General features: G+C 70.6%; 19 protein-coding genes and 1 pseudogene. 14 read left to right on the forward strand and 6 right to left on the reverse strand.

Annotated elements, in window-relative coordinates; genetic code table 11:
* Positions 1-33 precede the first annotated feature (33 nt).
* Positions 34-267 (reverse strand): annotated as a pseudogene (locus tag ABZW17_RS32835) (class I SAM-dependent methyltransferase); the annotation flags it as partial.
* Positions 268-333: 66 nt separating this feature from the next.
* On the opposite strand from ABZW17_RS32835, the gene ABZW17_RS32840 reads away from it, so the two are divergent.
* Positions 334-543 (forward strand): DUF2945 domain-containing protein, encoded by a 210-nt coding sequence (locus ABZW17_RS32840; protein ID WP_354822881.1) that lies wholly within the window; start codon positions 334-336, stop codon positions 541-543.
* 58 nt (positions 544-601) lie between these two features.
* Here the strand turns inward: ABZW17_RS32840 and ABZW17_RS32845 are convergent, their stop codons facing one another.
* Positions 602-1,732, reverse strand: coding sequence for a helix-turn-helix domain-containing protein (locus ABZW17_RS32845; protein ID WP_354822883.1), 1,131 nt, complete (start codon positions 1,730-1,732; stop codon positions 602-604).
* Between the two features lie 162 nt (positions 1,733-1,894).
* Here ABZW17_RS32845 and ABZW17_RS32850 point away from each other — a divergent pair, with 162 nt between their 5' ends.
* Positions 1,895-3,145 carry a YncE family protein gene (locus ABZW17_RS32850; RefSeq protein ID WP_354822885.1) on the forward strand — a complete coding sequence of 417 codons (1,251 nt, stop codon included), beginning with the start codon at positions 1,895-1,897 and terminating at the stop codon, positions 3,143-3,145.
* Positions 3,146-3,203: 58 nt separating this feature from the next.
* Here ABZW17_RS32850 and ABZW17_RS32855 read toward each other — a convergent pair whose 3' ends face one another.
* Together ABZW17_RS32855 and ABZW17_RS32860 are read right to left on the reverse strand one after the other, a co-directional pair.
* On the reverse strand, positions 3,204-3,617 hold the full coding sequence (locus ABZW17_RS32855; RefSeq protein WP_354822887.1) for a DUF5655 domain-containing protein: 414 nt from the start codon (positions 3,615-3,617) through the stop codon (positions 3,204-3,206).
* A gap of 17 nt (positions 3,618-3,634) precedes the next feature.
* The gene (locus ABZW17_RS32860; RefSeq protein WP_354822889.1) at positions 3,635-4,111 is read right to left on the reverse strand and encodes a MarR family transcriptional regulator; all 477 of its coding nucleotides are present in this window, start codon (positions 4,109-4,111) and stop codon (positions 3,635-3,637) included.
* Positions 4,112-4,333: 222 nt separating this feature from the next.
* Between ABZW17_RS32860 and ABZW17_RS32865 the strand changes: the two genes are divergently transcribed.
* Entirely contained in the window at positions 4,334-5,041 is a 708-nt protein-coding gene (locus ABZW17_RS32865; protein WP_354822891.1) for a DUF4142 domain-containing protein, read from the forward strand.
* Position 5,042: 1 nt separating this feature from the next.
* Here the strand turns inward: ABZW17_RS32865 and ABZW17_RS32870 are convergent, their stop codons facing one another.
* The gene (locus ABZW17_RS32870; RefSeq protein ID WP_354822893.1) at positions 5,043-6,827 is read right to left on the reverse strand and encodes a helix-turn-helix domain-containing protein; all 1,785 of its coding nucleotides are present in this window, start codon (positions 6,825-6,827) and stop codon (positions 5,043-5,045) included.
* A gap of 138 nt (positions 6,828-6,965) precedes the next feature.
* Here ABZW17_RS32870 and ABZW17_RS32875 point away from each other — a divergent pair, with 138 nt between their 5' ends.
* The 9 genes from ABZW17_RS32875 (at position 6,966) to groL (ending at position 16,091) form a co-directional block, all read left to right on the forward strand.
* A complete protein-coding gene (locus ABZW17_RS32875; RefSeq protein WP_354822895.1) occupies positions 6,966-7,196 on the forward strand; it encodes a hypothetical protein in 231 nt (76 codons plus the stop codon).
* 106 nt (positions 7,197-7,302) lie between these two features.
* A complete protein-coding gene (locus ABZW17_RS32880; protein ID WP_354822897.1) occupies positions 7,303-8,952 on the forward strand; it encodes a methane monooxygenase in 1,650 nt (549 codons plus the stop codon).
* Between the two features lie 84 nt (positions 8,953-9,036).
* A complete protein-coding gene (locus ABZW17_RS32885; protein WP_354822899.1) occupies positions 9,037-10,065 on the forward strand; it encodes a 2Fe-2S iron-sulfur cluster binding domain-containing protein in 1,029 nt (342 codons plus the stop codon).
* A 7-nt stretch (positions 10,066-10,072) separates the two neighbouring features.
* Positions 10,073-11,242 (forward strand): toluene hydroxylase, encoded by a 1,170-nt coding sequence (locus tag ABZW17_RS32890; RefSeq protein WP_354822901.1) that lies wholly within the window; start codon positions 10,073-10,075, stop codon positions 11,240-11,242.
* Entirely contained in the window at positions 11,239-11,610 is a 372-nt protein-coding gene (gene mimD, locus ABZW17_RS32895; protein ID WP_354822903.1) for a propane 2-monooxygenase effector subunit MimD, read from the forward strand. The genes ABZW17_RS32890 and mimD overlap by 4 nt, the downstream gene beginning before the upstream one ends.
* Positions 11,611-11,645: 35 nt before the next feature.
* Positions 11,646-12,683, forward strand: coding sequence for an amidohydrolase family protein (locus tag ABZW17_RS32900; RefSeq protein ID WP_354822905.1), 1,038 nt, complete (start codon positions 11,646-11,648; stop codon positions 12,681-12,683).
* Positions 12,680-13,369, forward strand: a complete 690-nt coding sequence (locus ABZW17_RS32905; protein WP_354822907.1) for an iron-sulfur cluster assembly protein — start codon at positions 12,680-12,682, stop codon at positions 13,367-13,369. Before ABZW17_RS32900 ends, ABZW17_RS32905 begins: the two co-directional genes overlap by 4 nt.
* Positions 13,366-14,391: an NAD(P)-dependent alcohol dehydrogenase gene (locus ABZW17_RS32910; protein WP_354822909.1), complete on the forward strand. Its 1,026-nt coding sequence runs from the start codon at positions 13,366-13,368 to the stop codon at positions 14,389-14,391. The genes ABZW17_RS32905 and ABZW17_RS32910 overlap by 4 nt, the downstream gene beginning before the upstream one ends.
* 8 nt (positions 14,392-14,399) lie before the next feature.
* Complete coding sequence (groL, locus tag ABZW17_RS32915) at positions 14,400-16,091, forward strand: chaperonin GroEL (protein WP_354822911.1); 1,692 nt, start codon at positions 14,400-14,402, stop codon at positions 16,089-16,091.
* 70 nt (positions 16,092-16,161) lie between these two features.
* On the opposite strand, the gene ABZW17_RS32920 is transcribed toward groL, so the two are convergent.
* Complete coding sequence (locus ABZW17_RS32920) at positions 16,162-16,761, reverse strand: hypothetical protein (RefSeq protein WP_354822913.1); 600 nt, start codon at positions 16,759-16,761, stop codon at positions 16,162-16,164.
* A gap of 128 nt (positions 16,762-16,889) precedes the next feature.
* Here ABZW17_RS32920 and ABZW17_RS32925 point away from each other — a divergent pair, with 128 nt between their 5' ends.
* Both ABZW17_RS32925 and ABZW17_RS32930 read left to right on the forward strand, forming a co-directional pair.
* A complete protein-coding gene (locus ABZW17_RS32925) occupies positions 16,890-17,531 on the forward strand; it encodes a GNAT family N-acetyltransferase (protein WP_354822915.1) in 642 nt (213 codons plus the stop codon).
* Positions 17,473-17,982 carry a TetR family transcriptional regulator C-terminal domain-containing protein gene (locus ABZW17_RS32930; RefSeq protein ID WP_354823037.1) on the forward strand — a complete coding sequence of 170 codons (510 nt, stop codon included), beginning with the start codon at positions 17,473-17,475 and terminating at the stop codon, positions 17,980-17,982. The genes ABZW17_RS32925 and ABZW17_RS32930 overlap by 59 nt, the downstream gene beginning before the upstream one ends.
* Positions 17,983-17,999: the final 17 nt, after the last annotated feature.

A 17,999-nucleotide genomic window follows, 5' to 3' on the forward strand; every position in this document is an offset into this window, starting at 1 on the left:
CGGGTGATTTTCTGGGCTGGCGACGGCCAGGTCGAACCAGTGCGGGGCGTTGCCGGCCAGCACCGCGTCGACGGACGCGTCCGGCAGCGGGATCGCCTCGGCGCTCCCGGGCCGGGCCCGGACGTCCGGCGCAGCTCGGCCAGCATGGGCGGGTCGGGCTCGACCGCGGTCACGTCGAGTCCGAGCGCCACCAGCGTGGCGGTGAGCTTGCCCGTGCCGGCGCCGAGGTCGAGCACGCGCGGGCCGGGCGCGGGGGCGAGCGCCCAGCGCACCGCGGCGTGCTCATCGCCCGGCCGCGGTGGTGAGCGGGCGGATCCTGGGTACTCCGGCGCCATGAGCAAAGAATTCAAGAAGGGCGACCGCGTCACGTGGGACGCCGGCAACCAGAGCTCCGTCGGCACCGTCGAGGAGAAGATCACCAAGGACACCCACGCCGGCAAACGGGACGTCAAAGCGTCCCCCGACAACCTCCAGTACCTCGTCAAAAGCGAGAAATCCGGTAAGACCGCCGTCCATCACCCGGACAAGCTCCACAAGGCCTGACGCGGATCCGCCAGCCGGCTGCCGGCCGGTCGACGTCGTCGCCGGGAGGGGGCGGAGTTCAGCCGTGTGGGCGACCCTGAGCGAGCCAGTGGTGCAGGGCCCACCACGAGCGCAGCGTGTCGAGGACGCGGCCGCCGCTGTTCTCCGCCAGGGCCACCGGGGTCAGCTCGGCCAGCCGGTCGAGGCGGTAGCGGACCGTGTTCGGGTGCAGGTGCAGCGCGTCCGCCGTCGGGCGGAGGCGCTGGCCGTGGTCGAGGTAGGCCAGGGCCGTCGCGGCCAGCTCGCGGTGGAACGCGTTGGCCGGGTCGAGCGCGCCGAGCAGGCCGGCCGTCAGCAGTTCGCCCAGCAGCGGCTCGGCCGCCAACGCGACTTCGCCCGCCAACGACGCCAGATCGTGGTGGCCGGGCCCGGCGATCCGCGCCGCCGCCGTGCACAGCCGGTGGACTTCGCGCAGCTGCGGCAACGCCGCCGGGGGCGCGACAACCAGCAGGACGCCGTCGGCCAGCGTCACCCCCGCGGGCGGGCGCGCCGCCAGGCCGGTGAGCCTGCCCTCGACCAGCCCGTACACCCCGCCGAACTCCAGCAGCGCCTGTTCGAGCGTGCGCGCCCGCGCCGGGTCGCTGACGTCGGACACCACGCAGGAGTACCGGCCCTCGGGACGCAGGCCCGCCTGCCGGACCTCCTCCGCCGTGGGCGCGTCCCCGGAAACCAGCAGCGTCCGCAGCAGCTGCGTCCGCGCGTCACGCACCGTCCGCGACAGCTGCAGCTCGGCGGCGTGGTAACCCTTGACGATGTGCCGTTCCAGCGCGCCGGTGTAGCGCTCGGCGTCGAGCACCGTCTCCAGGATGACGTCGTCGGGCAGGCCCGCGGCCCGCGCGCGTTCGACGGCGAAGCGGGCCGCGAGCGTCTTGCCGGCCTGGACCCCGCGCAGCAGGTCGGTGAGCGGGACACCCTGCTCGGCGCGGTCGGCGCCGAGCGCCTCGGCGGTGGTGTAGTCGGCGCTGTCGGGGTTCGTGGTGGCGCGCAGCGCGGCCGAGAGCAGGAACCGGACGTGCCGCCGGTTCTCCGCCTCCGGCAGCCGCGCCACCTCGGGCGACTGGCTCCGCGCGGCCTGCACGAGCTCGTCGACGACGGAGTCGTCGGCGGCCATCGCGTCGAGCACCTGCCGCAGCAGTGGCGAGGCCGGCACGGCACCCTCCCGTTGTGGCCGGGCCACAACACCGCGCCGCGGTGTTGGGCGAGCGGCCCTACCGGAGCGGCTCCGGGGGCCGGTTATCGTGACCATACCGGACAGTAACCTCGTTTCCCCGCCCCATCCACCGCACCTCTTCAGTGTCGAAAGGTGTTCCCCGTGCGCAACTCCCGTCGGAAGCGGTCGTACCTCTCGCGCCTGGCCTGCCTCACCGCGTCCGTCGCCCTGCTGGCGGCCGGCGCCGCGGTGCCGGCGACCGGCGCGGCCCTGCGGGAGGTGATGTTCGTCGGCAACAACTGGGACGGCACGGCGGACGTCATCCAGTCCCGCGGCTCCTTCGCCCGCATCGCGCGGGTGAACATCATCCCGGACAAGGACCAGCGGCTGGCGGAGATCTACCTCAACCCGATCAAGCTCGCCTTCTTCCTCGGCATCCGCAACGGCCCCGGCGAGGGGCACGACCAGTTCGTCGACGACATGTACACCACGCCGGACGGCTCGTCGGTGGTGGCGTCGCGGCCGAGTTTCGCCGACGTCGTCTCGATCGACCTGACCACCGGCCGGATCAACTGGCGCTTCCCGGTGTCGGGCTTCCGCTCCGACCACATGGCGGTTTCGCCGGACGGCCGCCGCGTCGCCGTTTCCGCGTCGACGTCCAACACCGTGCACGTCCTGGACATCGTCACCGGGCAGCAGGTCGGTTCCTTCGCCACCGGCGACAAGCCGCACGAAAACGTCTTCACCGACGGCGGCCGCTACATCTGGAACATGTCGATCGGCGAAGTCAACACCGACCTCGACGACCCGGGCTGGGACTTCACCAAGGGGGACCGGCACATCACGATCGTCGACGCCACGACGTTCCGCCAGGTCAAGGTGATCGACATGCGCCAGCGGCTGAACGCGTTCGGCCGCAGCGACCTTTCGAACGCCGTGCGCCCGGTCGCGTTCACGCCGGACGAGTCGAAGCTGTACTTCCAGGTGTCGTTCTTCAACGGGTTCGCCGAGTACGACGTCGCCACCGACAAGATCACCCGGATCAAGGAACTGCCGAAGAACCCGGCCACCAGCGACGACCGCAAGACCTTCGTCAACGACTCGCGCCACCACGGCATGTCGATGAACCCGGCCGGCACCAAGCTCTGCGTCGCCGGGACGATGGACGACTACGCCACGGTCGTCGACCGCGCGTCCCTGCAGCCGGGCCCGCTGGTGCCCGCGGTCAAGCCGTACTGGGCGACGGTGAGCGGCGACGGCAGCGCCTGCATCATCTCCGAAGCCGGCGCGGACCAGGTCACGGCCATCGACTTCGCGACCGGGCAGAAGCTCGTCTCGGTGCCGGTCGGCGACCACCCGCAGCGGGTCCGCCTCGGCCACGTCCCCGAAGGCTGGACAGGCCCGGCTGCCTGACCCCTCGTGAGTGGTAAGGCGAGTTCTAACCCGCCTTACCACTCACGAGCCAGGGCACTCAGGAGGCGGCGAAGGCCGCGGTCAGCCAGCCGCGGACTTCGTCGTCCACATCGGACACCGCGCGCAGGCTCAGCCTGTGCCCCACCCGCGGCCCGCCCGCCCAGCTCGCCGGGGCGATGCGGGCCGTTTCCACCGGCCGGGGCAGCCACAGGTACACCAGCACGTCCCGCGACCGCGGCCGCAGTTCGGCCAGCTTCCGGTCGCGCTTGAGGAACACCCCGACCTTGACGGCGTCCTCGTGGACGTCGCCGAGGGTGTGCAGGTGCCCGACGACGGCGTCGTAGACCGCGCGCTGCCACGGCGGCTTCCCGGCGAACGTCTCGTCGACGGTGCAGCCCGGCACGCAGGTGTGGCCCTGGCCGGTGCGCGCGAACTCGCGGTCGCAGCGCGGGCACGTCCACCGGGTCGGCATGCCGTCCAGGATGGCACTCACAGCGGGGCGGGGCCGAGCGCCGGGATGGTGGCGGCCGCGTGCACCAGCCGCCGGGCCGCGGTGGCCGCGGCCTTCCGCTGCCCGGGTGGCAGCTTCTCCAGCAGCGCGCCCAGCGCGGCGTGCCGCCGGTCGAGCATCCGCCGGACGATCTCCTGCCCGGCCTCGGTCACCTCCAGCGTGACGACGCTGCGGTTGCCGGGGCTGCGGCCGCGGGCCACGTAGCCGAGGGCCTCGAGCCGGTCGGCCAGCCGCGTCACCGAGGACGCGTTGACGCCCATCGCCGCCGCCAGCTGCGAGCTCGGGACCCGGCCGAGGCGGTCGAGGACGAGCAGCAGCCGCGTCTGCGGGAAGGACACCTCGGGCGGGGCCGCGTGCGCGCACTCCCAGGCGATCCCGACCAGGACCACGGTGAGGCCGTCGAGGGCGGCCACGTCCGGGTCGGCGCCCGGGGCCGCGTCTTCGAGGGATTGCATGCCGCAATACTTGCCAATCACAAGAGCATCGGTCAAGATGGACATCCCCGGCGTGGCCGGCGGTTTCCGGCCGGCTCGGCCGCAGCTCCCTTTTTCGTCGGCTGATGCCGTATCCGAAGACGAATCCGTTGACACGCAAGGAAAATTCTCCGGATTTCGCTGAACCTCCGCGTGACGACGTCCGTGTACCCCGTACCCGAACTGTCGTCAGAAGGAGGAACCATGCCGGATCACCGTGGCATGACCGGCCGGGCCAAGGCCCGGACCGCGCTGGTCGTCGTGGTCACGCTCGCCGTGGTCGGCGTCGGCTCGGTCCTGGTGTTCAACGCCAGCGCCCAGAGCGCGCCCGGTTCGACGCAGGCCCAGGTGCCGGCGCACGACATGGCCGGCATGCAGATGGGCTCGGCCGCCCAGGCCGGGACCGGGGACAACGTCCTGGGCGCCGGCCCGGTCACCGAGCTCGACAAGACGTTCCTGGTCAAGGTCCGCCAAGCCGGGCTGTGGGAGATCCCGGCCGGCGACCTCGCCCAGACCCACGCGAGCAGCGAACAGGTGAAGCGCGCCGGCCTGCACCTGCTGGACGGCCACTCGCACCTGGACCAGCTCGTCCGCGAGGACGCGAAGATGCTCGGCGTGACGCTGCCGGACCAGGCCAGCGCCGAACAGCAGGGCTGGGTCCGCCAGCTGACCAATGCCCAGGGCCTGGAGTTCGACAAGCTGTTCGCGAACCTGCTGCGCGCGTCGCACGGCAAGATCTTCGCGACCATCGCCGAGGTCCGCGCGGGCACGCAGAACGACGTCATCCGGCGGCACGCGACGCAGGCGAACCAGACCGTCCTGGACCACATGACGGTCCTGGAGGACACCGGCCTGGTCGACGCGAAGACGATCGCCGACGTCGCCGCGGCGGTGAACCCGCCGGCCAAGTGACCTAGCGGGCCGGGGGCACGATGCCGTATTCGTGGATCTTGCGGTAGATCGTCGCCCGTGAGATGCCGAGCAGCTTCGCCGCCCGGACCTTGTTGCCGTCCGCGTCCTCCAGGCACCGCACGATGGCGTCCCGCTCGATCGACTCGAAGCGGTTGAGCGGCCGCCGGGTCACCGCGTGGAACTCCGCCGGGAGGTCGCCGGGGCGGATGGTGCCGGCGCGGCGGCGCTGGGCCACCTTGCGCAGCACCTGGTGGAGCTGGCCGGTGTTGCCCGGCCACTCCGCCCGCATCAGCAGGTGCAGCGCCGCCGCCGAGCACGTCAGCCGGCCGCCGTAACCGAGCTTGCTCAGCACCAGGGGGACGAGCTCGGCGAGGTCCTCGACGTGGTGGCGCAGCGGCGGCACCCGGACCGTCCGGGGGAAGGACTTCAGCAGTTCGGCCAGCGCCGGCTCGGTTTCGGCCTCCGGCACGAGCGTGACGACCACCCACGGCGGGTCCGGGGCTTCGCGCAGCTGCCGCAGGACCGCGGTCAGCGCGGTGGCGGCCGGGGCGCTCAGGCGCTCGGCGTGCCGGATCACCAGCGTGCGGACGGGTGCTTCGGCGTGTTCGCGCCGCAGCGCCTCCCAGTCCGCGCCGGGCGTCGCGTCGACGGTCAGGAGCCGGGCCGCCGGGTGGTGACGCTGGTGCAGGCCCTTCGCCAGCGTCAGCTTGCCGGTCCCGGGCTCGCCCTCCAGCGCGACCCACTCGCCGCGGTGGTGGCCCGTGTCGAGGTCGTGCCCGCAGCGCAGCCACAGCGGCGCCGATCCGACGACGCCGGGCAGGTACATCGGCAGCATCGGCGTCGGGACGGCGAGGGTTTCCTCGGCCTCGATCAGCTTCACCGACAGCACGCCGCCCGCGGTCTCCGACTCCCGCCGGCCGGCGACCCGGCGGCAGAACACGCGGACGCGCAACCCGCTCGACAGCGACAGCGTCGCCGGGGTCCGGCGGCCCTCGGCCAGCGCCTCGGTCGCGTGGCCGAGCAGCACCGACTGGTCGGCCGGGTCGAGCAGCTGCCGGGCCCGGTCGTTCATCATCACGATGTCCTCGTTGAACGCCAGCACGATGCCCGTCCACCGGCGGCAGGTCTGCAGGTAGGCCTGGAACAGCATCATCTCCCGCAGGTCGCTGTGCCGCAGCAGCGCCTGGCGGATCTGCTCGGCCGTGGACCGCGCCAGCGCGACGAGCAGCCCGCCCGCGTCCTTGTACCAGCAGGTGAGGTCGACGGCGCCGACCTTCTTGCCCGAAATGGGGTGGTGGATCGGGACGCCGGCGCAGGCCAGGTTCTCCAGGTGCTCGGCGTAGTGCTCGTGCCCGAACACCGTCGTCGGGCGGCCGTCCTCCAGCGCGGTGCCGATGCCGTTCGTCCCGACCGACTGCTCGCCGTAGCTGAACCCGGGCACCAGCTCGACGCGCTCCAGGTGCCGGGCCAGGTCGGCGTCGCCGGTCTGCTGGCTCAGCACGACACCGCTCGCGTCGGTGAGGATCAGGCTGATCGGCTGGCCCTCGAACTGCTCGCCCAGCTTGTGCAGCACCGGGTCGGCGCCGCGCATCAGCGGGATGTCGAGGTTCCGGTCGCCGAGGTAGAGCGGGTCGATCCGGTCGGCCTCGACCTGGAACTCCCGCGATCGCCGCCACGAGGCCAGGATCGTCGGCCGGACCGTGTCCGCGGGGACCGCTTCGGCGGTCAGGAACCGCACCCGGGTCCGGGCGAGTTCGTCGTCGGCGACCAGGGCCATCTCGTCCACGTGACCTCCAGTTCCCCGCGGCCCACGTGGGTGCGGGCACACCCGTTGTGCCGCCCGTCCAGCCTAACGGTGCGCCCCGGGATGCCGGTGTCTCAAATTGAGACGCTCCCGGCCGCCCCCCGGCGGTGCGATGGGCCCATGGCCGCCGAGACGTACAACCCCTGGACGATCGTCAACCTCGTCTTCACGCACCTGGCCGAGCAGGGCCTGCACCCGGAGCTCGGCGCGGCGGGCCACCCCGGCGAGCCCGCCGCCGCGCTGCTGCGCGCGTTCGGGATCGTCCCCACCGTCGAGGGTGACGCACGCGTGCAGGCGGGGATCCACGACGAGCTGGCCGGGCTGCGCGCCCGCCTGCTCGACACACCCTGAGCAGCGGTTCTGTCTCAGATTGAGACCCGCGGCGGGCCGTGGCGCCCCTTCAATGGGCAACGCAGGACGCCCCGGGCGGCGAGCTCAGGAGATAAGGAGTTGGTCCATGAGTCGCCAGAGTGTGGCGAAAGCCCACCAGAAGATCCAGGAACTGTCGTGGGAACCGGCGTACCACACCCCGGTTTCGCACTACGGGACCGACTACACCTTCCAGAAGGCCAAGAAGAAGGACCCGTTGAAGCAGGTCCTCCGCTCGTACTTCCCGATGCAGGAGGAAAAGGACCACCGGGTCTACGGCGCCGAGGACGGCGCGATCCGCGGCAACATGTTCCGCCAGGTGCAGGAACGCTGGCTGGAGTGGCAGAAGCTGTTCCTGTCGATCATCCCGCTGCCGGAGATCTCGGCCGCGCGGGCGATGCCGCTGCTGTTCCGCACGGTCCCGAACCCGGAACTGCACAACGGCCAGGCGATCCAGATGATCGACGAGGTCCGCCACTCGACGATCCAGCAGAACCTCAAGCGCCTGTACATGCAGAACTACATCGACCCGGCGGGCTTCAACTCGAGCCTGCGCAACTTCCAGAACGACTACTGCGGCACGATCGGCCGCCAGTTCGCCGAAGGCTTCATCACCGGGGACGCCATCACCGCGGCGAGCATCTACCTCACGATCGTCGCCGAAACGGCGTTCACGAACACGCTGTTCGTCGCCATGCCGGCCGAAGCCGCCGCCAACGGCGACTACCTGCTGCCCACGGTGTTCCACTCGGTGCAGTCCGACGAATCCCGCCACATCAGCAACGGCTACGCGACGCTGCTGATGGCGCTGTCGGACGAGAGCAACCACCAGCTGCTCGAACGCGACCTGCGGTACGCGTGGTGGAACAACCACGCCGTCGTCGACGCCGCGATCGGCACGTTCATCGAGTACGGCACCAAGGACCGCCGCAAGGACCGCGAAAGCTACGCGGAAATGTGGCGCCGCTGGATCTACGACGACTACTACCGTTCCTACCTCGTCCCGCTGGAGAAGTACGGGCTCGTCATCCCGCACGACCTCATCGAGGAAGCCTGGAACCGGATCTGGAACAAGGGGTACGTCCACGAAGTCGCGCAGTTCTTCGCCACCGGGTGGCTCGCCAACTACTGGCGCATCGACCCGATGACCGACGAGGACTTCGAGTGGTTCGAGTACAAGTACCCGGGCTGGTACGACAAGTACGGCAAGTGGTGGGAGAACTACAACCGCCTCGCGACACCGAACGGGCACCACCCGATCGTCGCCGAGGACGTCGGCTACGTGTACCCGCACCGCTGCTGGACGTGCATGGTGCCGTGCCTGATCCGCGAGGACATGGTGGTCGACGAGGTCGACGGCCAGCACCGGACCTACTGCTCGGAGACCTGCCGCTGGACCGACGCCGAGGCGTTCCGGCCGACCTACCAGGGCCGCAACACCCCGAACATGGGCAAGCTGGTCGGCGCCCGCGAGTGGGAGACGCTCTACCACGGCTGGAACTGGGCCGACGTCGTCTCCGACATGGGTTTCGTGCGTGACGACGGCAAGACCATGGTCGCGCAGCCGCACCTGGACCTCGACCCGAAGAAGATGTGGACGCTCGACCACCTGCGCCGGATGCCCGAGGTGCAGTCGCCGAACGTGCTGCTCAACCAGATGACCGCCGAGCAGCGGGCCGCATTCGTGGCCGACTACAACCGCCAGGGCCCGGCCGGCCGCCCGGCACCGCAGGCCTGACACCACCGGTCGTGAGTGGTAAGGCGGGTTAGAACCCGCCTTACCACTCACGAGCCGGCACCGAGCGAGACGGAAGGGCCTGGCATGGCGGAAAAGCACCGCGTCCGGTTCGAGCCGGTCGGGATCGAGATCGACGTCGCCGAGGACCAGACCATCCTGCGCGCCGCCGCCGAGCAGGGCGTCATGCTCATGCACGGCTGCAAGGAAGGGCAGTGCGCGGCCTGCAAGTCGTTCCTCCTCGACGGCGACGACGTCGACCACGACCGGTACTCCACCTTCGCGCTCCCCGACTTCGAGAAGGAGGAAGGCTTCACGCTGCTGTGCCGGGCCCACGCCTACGAAGACCTGACGATCGAACTGCTCAACTACGACGAGGAGATGATCCAGTCCGGCCTGCCGATCCAGGAGGCGACGGCCGAGGTCGTCTCGAACGACAACGTCACCCACGACCTCCGGCACCTGGTGGTGCGGCTCGACGGGGAACTGAAGTTCTTCCCCGGGCAGTACCTGGACTTCGCGATCCCGGGCACCGAGGAGACGCGGTCGTTTTCGATGGCCAACACCTCCGCGCGCGACGGGCTGCTGGAGTTCGTCATCAAGGTGTACCCCGACGGGCTGTTCTCCCGGTTCCTGGACACGCGGGTCGCGGTCGGTGACCGGCTCCGGGTGACCGGCCCGTTCGGGGTGTTCACCTTGCGGGACAACCCGGGCGCGGACCTCGTGTTCGTCGGCGGCGGGGCCGGGATGGCGCCCATCCTGGCGCTGCTGCGGTCGATGGCCGAGCGCGGGATCGACCGGAAGGCGGTCTTCTACTACGGCGCCCGCCGCCGCCACGACCTCTGCTTCGAGGACGAACTACGGGCTCTGGAAGAGAAGCTGCCGAACTTCCGGTACGTGCCGGCGCTTTCCGAGCCGGGTGACGACGACTGGACCGGCGAGACCGGCTTCGTCACCGACGTCCTGCGCCGCGCCGGCCTCGACCTGGGCGGAGCCGACGCCTACGTCTGCGGGCCGCCACCGATGGTGGAGGCCGCGCTGGACCTGCTGCCCGCGCTCGGCGTCGACGGCAAGCGCGTCTTCTACGACAAGTTCACCACCACGGGCGAAGGGTAGGAAACCCATGACAGCCACCTCCGAACGCAGCGTGCCGAAGCCGTCGTTCACCGACGCCGAAGCGGGCGCGAAGGTCTTCCCGGACTCCACGGCCCGCCAGTACAACTACTTCACCCCGGCCAAGCGCAAGCAGAGCCACTACGAGGACGTCACCGTCGAGGTCCAGCCCGACCCGCGGCACTACCTGTCCCAGGGCTGGCTCTACGCCTTCGCCGACGGCAAGGCCGGCTACCCGCTGGAATGGACCGCGCTGAAGGCGTGGGGTTCGGACCGCCCGGTGCCCGAGCGCAGCCCCGGGTCCGGCGGCAAGGGCTACGACTGGCCGGCGCACGGCTGGCACGAGTTCCGCGACCCCAACGAGGAATGGGAGCTCACGCTCTACCGGTACAACGCGAACGTCGTGCGCCAGCTGAACCAGAACATCGACGCCGCCCGCCAGGCCAAGGCGTTCGAGCAGTGGAACCGCAACTGGATCGACTTCGTCGCCAAGCACGTCGGCGCGTGGATGCACGTCGACCACGGCCTCGGCCTGTACCTGTTCGCCAACGCCAACCGCCGCGCCCCGACGAACATGCACAACAACGCCATCTCGGTGAACAGCATGCACCGCATCCGCGCGGCGCAGGACCTGGCGCTGTACAACCTGACGCTCACCGAGGAGATCGAGGGCTTCGACGGCACCGCCCACCTGTCCACCTGGAACGAAGACCCGGCGTGGCAGGGCGTGCGGGAGACCGCCGAGCAGCTGACCGGGATCTGGGACTGGGGCGAGGCGATCTTCGCCGCGAACGTCGTCTTCGAGCCCCTCGTCGGCGAACTGTTCCGCAGCAACCTGGTCCAGCAGGCCGCTCCCGCGAACGGCGACTTCGTCACCCCGACGCTGATCGGCGCCGAGGAGTTCGACTTCTCCGAACGCGACCTCCGCTACACGAAACCGCTGTACCACCTGCTGATCAACGACAAGGAGTTCGCCGACCACAACAAGGCGCTGCTGCAGAAGTGGCTCGAGGACTGGGTGCCGAAGTGCATCGCGGCCGCCCGCGGGCTGCAGCCGCTGTGGTCGCAGCCCGACGCCAAGCCGATCCGGTTCGAGGACGGTCTCGACCGCGTGAAGAGCCGGTTCGCCGGCATCCTGTCCGAATTGGGCCTCAAAGCACCGGAGGAGCTGGGCCAGTGACCATCTTCAAGACGGCGGAAAGCCCGTTCAAGGCGGACAACACCGCGTCCAACATGTGCGGGTTCACCCTGATGAACAACCAGGTGGGCGCGATCATCGCGGAAGTCATGGCCGCCAAGGAAAACGTGACCGTGACCCCGTTGCCGTCGATGATCCGCGTCGACGCCCGCGGCCGGACGGACCTCGTCTATGCCGAGGTCGACGAGGCCGCCGGCGAAGAAGAGGGCTGGTTCAACGCGGCGGAGTTCGAGGAGAGCATGTCCACCCACTACGGGCGGATGATCCACGAAGACGACCGCACGATCATGTTCGCCAACCCCGAGGACGCGGCCGAGTACCTCGACTTCGACCTCAAGCCCATCAAGTAGCTGAAGGCACTCGATCCCGCTCAGGAGGATCAACCATGTACGAAAAAGACGGCGAAAAGTATTTCGTGGTGGACGCCCACACCCACTTCTGGGACGCGAGCCCGGAGAACTGGGTGGAGGGCCAGGAGGAATACGCCAAGGGCTGGATCGAGTGCTTCCACGCCTACCAGGGGCTCGGCCCGAAGGAGACGCACTGGCCGATCGACCGGTTCCAGAAGTACTCGGAGGAACTGATGATGCACGACCTGTTCGAGGTCGGGCACGTCGACACGGCCGTCTTCCAGCCGACCAACCTGCGGCAGTGGTACAAGAACGGGTTCAACACGACCGAGGCCGACGCGGCGCTGGCCGAGAAGCACCCCGGCAAGTTCCTCGTCAACACGACCTTCGACCCGCGCGAGGGCGACGAAGGCCTGAAGGCCCTGGAAGAACGAGTCAAGCGCTACGGCTGCAAAGGCGTGAAGCTGTACACGGCCGAGTGGCGCGGGGACTCGCGCGGCTGGAGCCTGAAGGACCCGGAAGCGGCTCGTTACCTCGAGAAGTGCGAGGAACTGGGCGTCAAGAACGTCCACATTCACAAGGGACCGACGATCTGGCCGCTGGACAAGGACGCCTTCGACGTGTCCGATGTGGACTACGCGGCGACGAACTTCCAGGGCCTCAACTTCGTCGTCGAGCACGTCGGCCTGCCGCGCATCGAGGACTTCTGCTTCATGGCCACCCAGGAGCGCAACGTCTACGCCGGGCTCGCCGTCGTGGTCGGCGGCCTGATGCACGCCCGCCCGAAGTTCTTCGCCAAGGTCATGGGCGAGCTGATGTTCTGGCTCGGCGAGGACAAGCTGATCTTCGGCGCGGACTACGCCATCTGGGAACCGAAGTGGCAGGTCGAGGGCTTCGTCGACTGGAACATGCCGGCCGACGACGAGCTGTCGGACTTCCCGCCGCTGACCGTCGACCAGAAGAAGAAGATCCTCGGGCTGAACGCCGCGCGCCTCTACGACATCGACGTGCCGGAAGAACTGCGGTTGAAGGACCCGGAGAAGGTCGAGCCCGTCGGCGTGCCGAACTCATGACCGCCGTGGTGACCGGGGCCCGCGCCGCCGTGTGGGCGGCGCTGGGCACCGTCCGGGATCCCGAGCTGGACGAACCCCTCACCGACCTGGGTTTCGTGGCCCGCTGCGAGGTGAGCGCGGCGGGCCACGCCGTCGTCCGGCTGCGGCTGCCGACGTACTTCTGCGCACCCAACTTCGCGTTCCTGATGGTCGCGGACGCCTACGACGCCGTCGCCGGGGTGCCGGGCCTGACCGGGCTCGACATCCGGCTCGACGACCACTTCGCCTCCGACGTCATCAACCGCGGGGTGGCCGCGCGGCAGGGGTTCGTCGCGTCGTTCGAGGGCGAGGCCGCCGACGAGCTCGACACGCTGCGGCACGACTTCGTCCGCAAGGCCGTGCTCGCCGGCACCGACCGCGTCTGCCGGTCCCTGGGCCGGGACCCGGCGTCGCTGACCCTCGGCGACGTCCCGCCGAGCCCGGACCTCGACCGGCTGCGGGCCCGCCGCCGCGAACTCGGCCTGCCCGCCGAGGACGGCGACCCGCTGCTGCTGGACCCGGCGACCGGGACGACCCCGGCCGACGCGAAGCGGTATCTCGCCTTCGCGCGGCTGACCCGCACGAGCATGGAGGCCAATTCGGGCGTCTGCCGCGGCATGCTGCGCGCGCGGTACGCCCTGACCAGCGAAGAGGAGGGCACGGGATGAAGGCCGTGCGGCTGCAGAAGTACCACCAGCACCCGGTGATCGAAGACGTCCCGGAGCCGCGCGCCACCGGACCCTTCGACGTCGTGGTCAAGATCGGCGGCGCCGGCGTGTGCCGCACCGACCTGCACATCATCGAAGAACAGTGGGCCGAGAAGTCCGGCGTCCAGCTGCCCTACACGATCGGGCACGAGAACGCGGGCTGGGTGCACGAGGTCGGCCCGGCGGTGACGAACGTCGAGGTCGGCGACACGGTCATCCTGCACCCGACGCCGACGTGCGGGCTCTGCCACGCCTGCCGGGCGGGCGACGACATGCACTGTCCGAACGGCAGCTTCCCCGGCATCAGCAGCGACGGCGGGATGGCGGAGTACCTGCTGACGTCGGCGCGGGCGTGCATCAAGCTCGACCCGTCGACGTCACCGTCCGACGTGGCCGCGCTGGCCGATGCGGGCATCACGGCCTACCACGCGGTCCGCAAGGCCGTGCCGCAGCTCTATCCGGGCACGACCTGCGTGGTCAACGGCGCCGGCGGCCTCGGGCACATCGGCATCCAGTCGCTGCGCGCGCTGACCGCGGCCCGCGTGATCGTCGTCGACCGCAACGCCGACGCCCTCGACCTGGCGTCGACCCTGGGCGCCGACGAGACCGTGCTCGCCGACGGCAAGCAGGTCGAGGCGGTGCTCGACCTGACCGGCGGCAACGGCGCCGAGGTCGTCCTCGACTTCGTGGCCGAGCAGGGCGCCCAGCAGGACGCCTTCGCGATGACGCGGCGCGCCGGATCGCACTTCGTCATCGGCTACGGCTCGAACATCGAGATCCCGACGATCGACATCATCTCCACCGAACGCAACATCATCGGCAACCTGGTCGGTACCTACAACGACCTCGTGGAGCTGATGGTGCTCGCCCAGGCCGGGAAGGTCACGCTCCACACGAAGAAGTACCCGCTGGACGCGGCGCTCGACGCACTGGCGGACCTCGATGCCGGACGCGTGCGCGGCCGGGCCATCCTCACCCCCTAGGAGCAGTCATGGCGAAGGAACTGCGGTTCGGCTCGGACGCCCGCGACCTGCTGCTGGCGGGCGTGGACAAGCTGGCCGAAGCGGTCAAGTCCACGTTGGGACCCAAGGGCCGCAACGTGATCATCGAGAAGATCACCGGCTCGCCGGTGGTCACCAACGACGGCGTCACCATCGCGCGCGAGATCCACCTGAAGAACCAGTTCGAGAACATGGGCGCGCAGCTGGTCAAGGAAGCGGCGATCAAGACCAACGACGTCGTCGGCGACGGCACCACCACGGCCACCGTGCTGGCCCAGGCCATCGTCCGCGAGGGCATGCGGGCGATTTCCGCGGGCGGCAACCCGGTGCTCGTCAAGCGCGGCATCGACCACGCCGTCGGGCTTTTGGTGGCCCACCTGGAGAAGCAGGCACACCCGGTGGTGTCCGAAGAGGACTACGCGCGGGTGGCGGCGATCTCGGCCAACGACGACGACGCCGTCGGCGCGGTGATCGCCAAGGCCCTGCACACCGTCGGCGACGGCGGGGTGGTGACGGTCGAGGAGTCGCCGTCGATCGGGATGAGCGTCGAGTTCGTCGAAGGGTTCGAGTTCGACAACGGCTACCTTTCGCCGTACCTGGTCACCGACCCGGGCCGGCTGGAGGCGGTGCTCGACGACCCCTACATCCTGATGTGCGCGGAGAAGATCACCAAGGTGCAGCAGCTGATGCCGTTGCTGGACAAGGTGATGCGCGCGCCCCGGCCCTTGGTGGTGATCGGCGAGACGGTCGAGGGCACGGCGCTGTCCATGCTGGTGCACAACCACATGAACGGCACCTTCCAGTCGGTCGCGGTGCGCGCGCCCGGCTTCGGCGACCGGCGGCTGCACAAGCTGGAGGACCTCGCCGCGATCGTCGGCGGCGCTGTCCTTTCGCGACAGTCCGGGTTCACCATGGAGACGATGACCCTCGAGCACCTCGGCCGGGCCAAGCAGGTCCGCGTCACCGAGAACCGCACGACCGTCGTGGGCGGCGCGGGTTCGTCGTCCTCGGTCGACTTCCGGGTCGGCCAGCTGCGGGCGGAGCTGGAGCGCGCGCAGTTCGGCGTCGACGAGGACGTCCTGACCGAGCGGATCGGCGCCCTGACCGGCAAGGTCGCCGTCGTGCGCGTCGGAGCGGCCACCCCGGCCGAGCTGAAGGAGCTGCAGCACCGGGTCGAGGACGCCCTGTCGGCGACCCGGGCGGCGATGGCCGAGGGCATCGTGGCGGGCGGGGGAGCGGCGCTCCTGCACGCGGAGAAGGCCCTGGAGGACCTGGGGCTGTCGGGTGACCAGGCGATCGGCGTCGAGATCGTCCGGCGTGCCCTGGCCGAACCGGCGTTCCTCATCGCGCACAACGCGGGCCACCCGGCGCACGAGATCGTCGCGCGCACCCGGGAACTCGGCACCGACGAAGGGTTCGACGCCCTGCACGACCGCTACGGGGACATGATCGCGCTCGGCGTGGTCGACCCGCTGCGGGTGTGCCGGTCCGCGGTGCAGAACGGCGCTTCGGTGGCGGGCCTGCTGCTCACGACGAACTCGCTGATCGCCGAAGAGCAGACCCCGTGGGGTGGCAGCCCGGCGCTGATGACCGAGTTCGGGCCCCTGGACGAGGGGCTGCACCAGCCCTCGCCCGACGCGAGCACGCCGCAGTCCCTCGGGATGGGCCCCTCCGTCGGCTGAGCTCTCCCGGCCCGCGGAGTGAGGAGGTCTTCCCGCCGGTGTCCTGAGCGCCGGCGGGAAGGCCTCCGGCTCAGGGGGCGAGGCCGTGCCGGGCCAGTTCGTGGCCCGCCAGCCGCTCGATGACGGCCCGGTCGCGTTCCCGCCAGCCGGTGGCGACCTCGCCCGCGGACGTCAGCCGGTGCAGCGGCTGCGTCACCAGGGCCCGCAGGGCCAGCAGGTCCAGGCCTTCGTCGCCGAGGGCCCGCAGCCGCGCGGCCGCCGTGGCCCGGCGGGTGAAGTGCCAGCGCAGCGGCAACCACGTCACCAGGAGCGTCAGCACCGGCAGGGCGATGATGATCGCCGCCAGCCACCACGCCAGGTTTTCCACGGCCTCGATCTGCCAGTGGCCCGCGTCCGTGAGCTTGGTGCCGACGTCCGAACCGCCGTGCAGGGCCTTGGCCAGCGCGTCCCCGACGAGCGGGATGCCGTCGGCGGAGTTCGCGGCGGAGTCGAAGGTGCCGCGCAGGCCGGTGCCGGCGTCGACCAGGCCGTCGCCGGGCGCCCGCAGCTTCATGACCTGGTCGTACACCGAGGTCCCCAGCCACACCGCGAGGACGACGAGCAGCACGGCCAGCAGGTCGCTGACGAGCTGGGCGGTGCGGCGGATCGGCCGTTCGGCGTAGAGCTGCATCGGGGGTGCCTTTCGCGGTGGGGGAGCGCGGCCACGGCAACGTACCCGCGGCCCGGCCGGCCGAACCGCGCGGCCGTTCCATGACGACGGTCATGGCGTTTTCCGGTCCGGTGTGCTCTCATGGTTCTATGACCACTGTCATGGAGGTCGCGGACCGCTCGCAGGTCGCCGCGGTGCTCGCGGCGTGCTCGCCGGACAGCCTCCGGCGCCGGTTCATGATGGGTGGCCCCGCCCGTCCGGCCGACGTTTACCAGCGCTACCAGCGGTTCCTGCTCGCCGGACCGCCGGAGGGCGTCGCGTTGCTCGCCGTGTGCGGCGGCGTTCCGGTGGGGCTGCTGAACTTCGTCTCGGAGACGCCGGGGGAGGCGGAGATCGGGATCCTCGTCGCGGACGCGTGGCAGCGGCAGGGGATCGGCAGTGCGCTGAGCCGGTGGCTGTGGGCGTCGGGGCGCTGGCCGGGCTGGACCGTGCGCGCCACCGTGCAGGCCGGCAACGCCGGCGCCGAGGCGCTGCTGCTGGGCCAGGGGTTCCGGCCGGTGCCGTCCTACTCGCGCGGTGAGCGTGACTTCGCGCTGGTCGTGCCGGACTGGGCTACCATGACGGACGTCATGAAGGAGGCAGCCGATGACGAGGACGCCCCGCGAGCGGATGGTGCTCAGTGCCGCGCAGCTGGTGCGGATCCACGGTGTCGGGGCGACCGGCATGCGGGACGTGGTCGCCCACGCCGAAGCACCCCGGGGATCCCTGCAGCACTACTTCCCGGGCGGTAAGGACCAGCTGATCGCCGAAGCCGTCACCTGGGCCGGCGACTACGCGGCCCGCCGCGTCGCCCGCGTCGCGGCGAAGCTTCCGGATCCGACGCCCGGCAAGCTGTTCGCGGCCATGGCGGCCCAGTGGCGCGACGAGTTCACGACATCCGGCTTCGACGCCGGCTGCCCCCTGGTGGCCACGGTCGCCGACACGGCGGCAACCAGCGACAGCCTCCGCGAAGCGGTCGGCAAGGCATTCGAGGGCTGGCAGCGCCCGGTCGCGGCGACACTCGAGCAGCTGGGGGTGCCTCCGGCGCGCAGCACGTCCCTGGCGGTGTTGATGCTGAGTGCGCTGGAGGGGGCGATCGTGCTGGCGCGGGCGCACCAGGACGTCGCCCCGCTCGACACGGTGGTGGCGGAGCTGCGGCCGCTGCTCGACGGCGCTGTGGATCGCCGCCGCCGTCGGGCTTGAGCTGGAGCGACGCGGCC

Origin of the sequence: Amycolatopsis sp. NPDC004625 (genome assembly GCF_040609695.1) — a bacterium.
GTDB lineage: Bacteria > Actinomycetota > Actinomycetes > Mycobacteriales > Pseudonocardiaceae > Amycolatopsis.

Coding starts and splice junctions, on each gene's coding strand:
- ABZW17_RS32840 (WP_354822881.1), top strand. CDS start 334: ATGAGCAAAGAATTCAAGAAGGGCGACCGCGTCACGTGGGACGCCGGC.
- ABZW17_RS32860 (WP_354822889.1), bottom strand. CDS start 4,111: ATGCAATCCCTCGAAGACGCGGCCCCGGGCGCCGACCCGGACGTGGCC.
- ABZW17_RS32925 (WP_354822915.1), top strand. CDS start 16,890: ATGACCACTGTCATGGAGGTCGCGGACCGCTCGCAGGTCGCCGCGGTG.
- ABZW17_RS32880 (WP_354822897.1), top strand. CDS start 7,303: ATGAGTCGCCAGAGTGTGGCGAAAGCCCACCAGAAGATCCAGGAACTG.
- ABZW17_RS32865 (WP_354822891.1), top strand. CDS start 4,334: ATGCCGGATCACCGTGGCATGACCGGCCGGGCCAAGGCCCGGACCGCG.
- ABZW17_RS32885 (WP_354822899.1), top strand. CDS start 9,037: ATGGCGGAAAAGCACCGCGTCCGGTTCGAGCCGGTCGGGATCGAGATC.
- ABZW17_RS32910 (WP_354822909.1), top strand. CDS start 13,366: ATGAAGGCCGTGCGGCTGCAGAAGTACCACCAGCACCCGGTGATCGAA.
- ABZW17_RS32855 (WP_354822887.1), bottom strand. CDS start 3,617: ATGCCGACCCGGTGGACGTGCCCGCGCTGCGACCGCGAGTTCGCGCGC.
- ABZW17_RS32875 (WP_354822895.1), top strand. CDS start 6,966: ATGGCCGCCGAGACGTACAACCCCTGGACGATCGTCAACCTCGTCTTC.
- groL (WP_354822911.1), top strand. CDS start 14,400: ATGGCGAAGGAACTGCGGTTCGGCTCGGACGCCCGCGACCTGCTGCTG.
- ABZW17_RS32890 (WP_354822901.1), top strand. CDS start 10,073: ATGACAGCCACCTCCGAACGCAGCGTGCCGAAGCCGTCGTTCACCGAC.
- ABZW17_RS32905 (WP_354822907.1), top strand. CDS start 12,680: ATGACCGCCGTGGTGACCGGGGCCCGCGCCGCCGTGTGGGCGGCGCTG.
- ABZW17_RS32920 (WP_354822913.1), bottom strand. CDS start 16,761: ATGCAGCTCTACGCCGAACGGCCGATCCGCCGCACCGCCCAGCTCGTC.
- ABZW17_RS32900 (WP_354822905.1), top strand. CDS start 11,646: ATGTACGAAAAAGACGGCGAAAAGTATTTCGTGGTGGACGCCCACACC.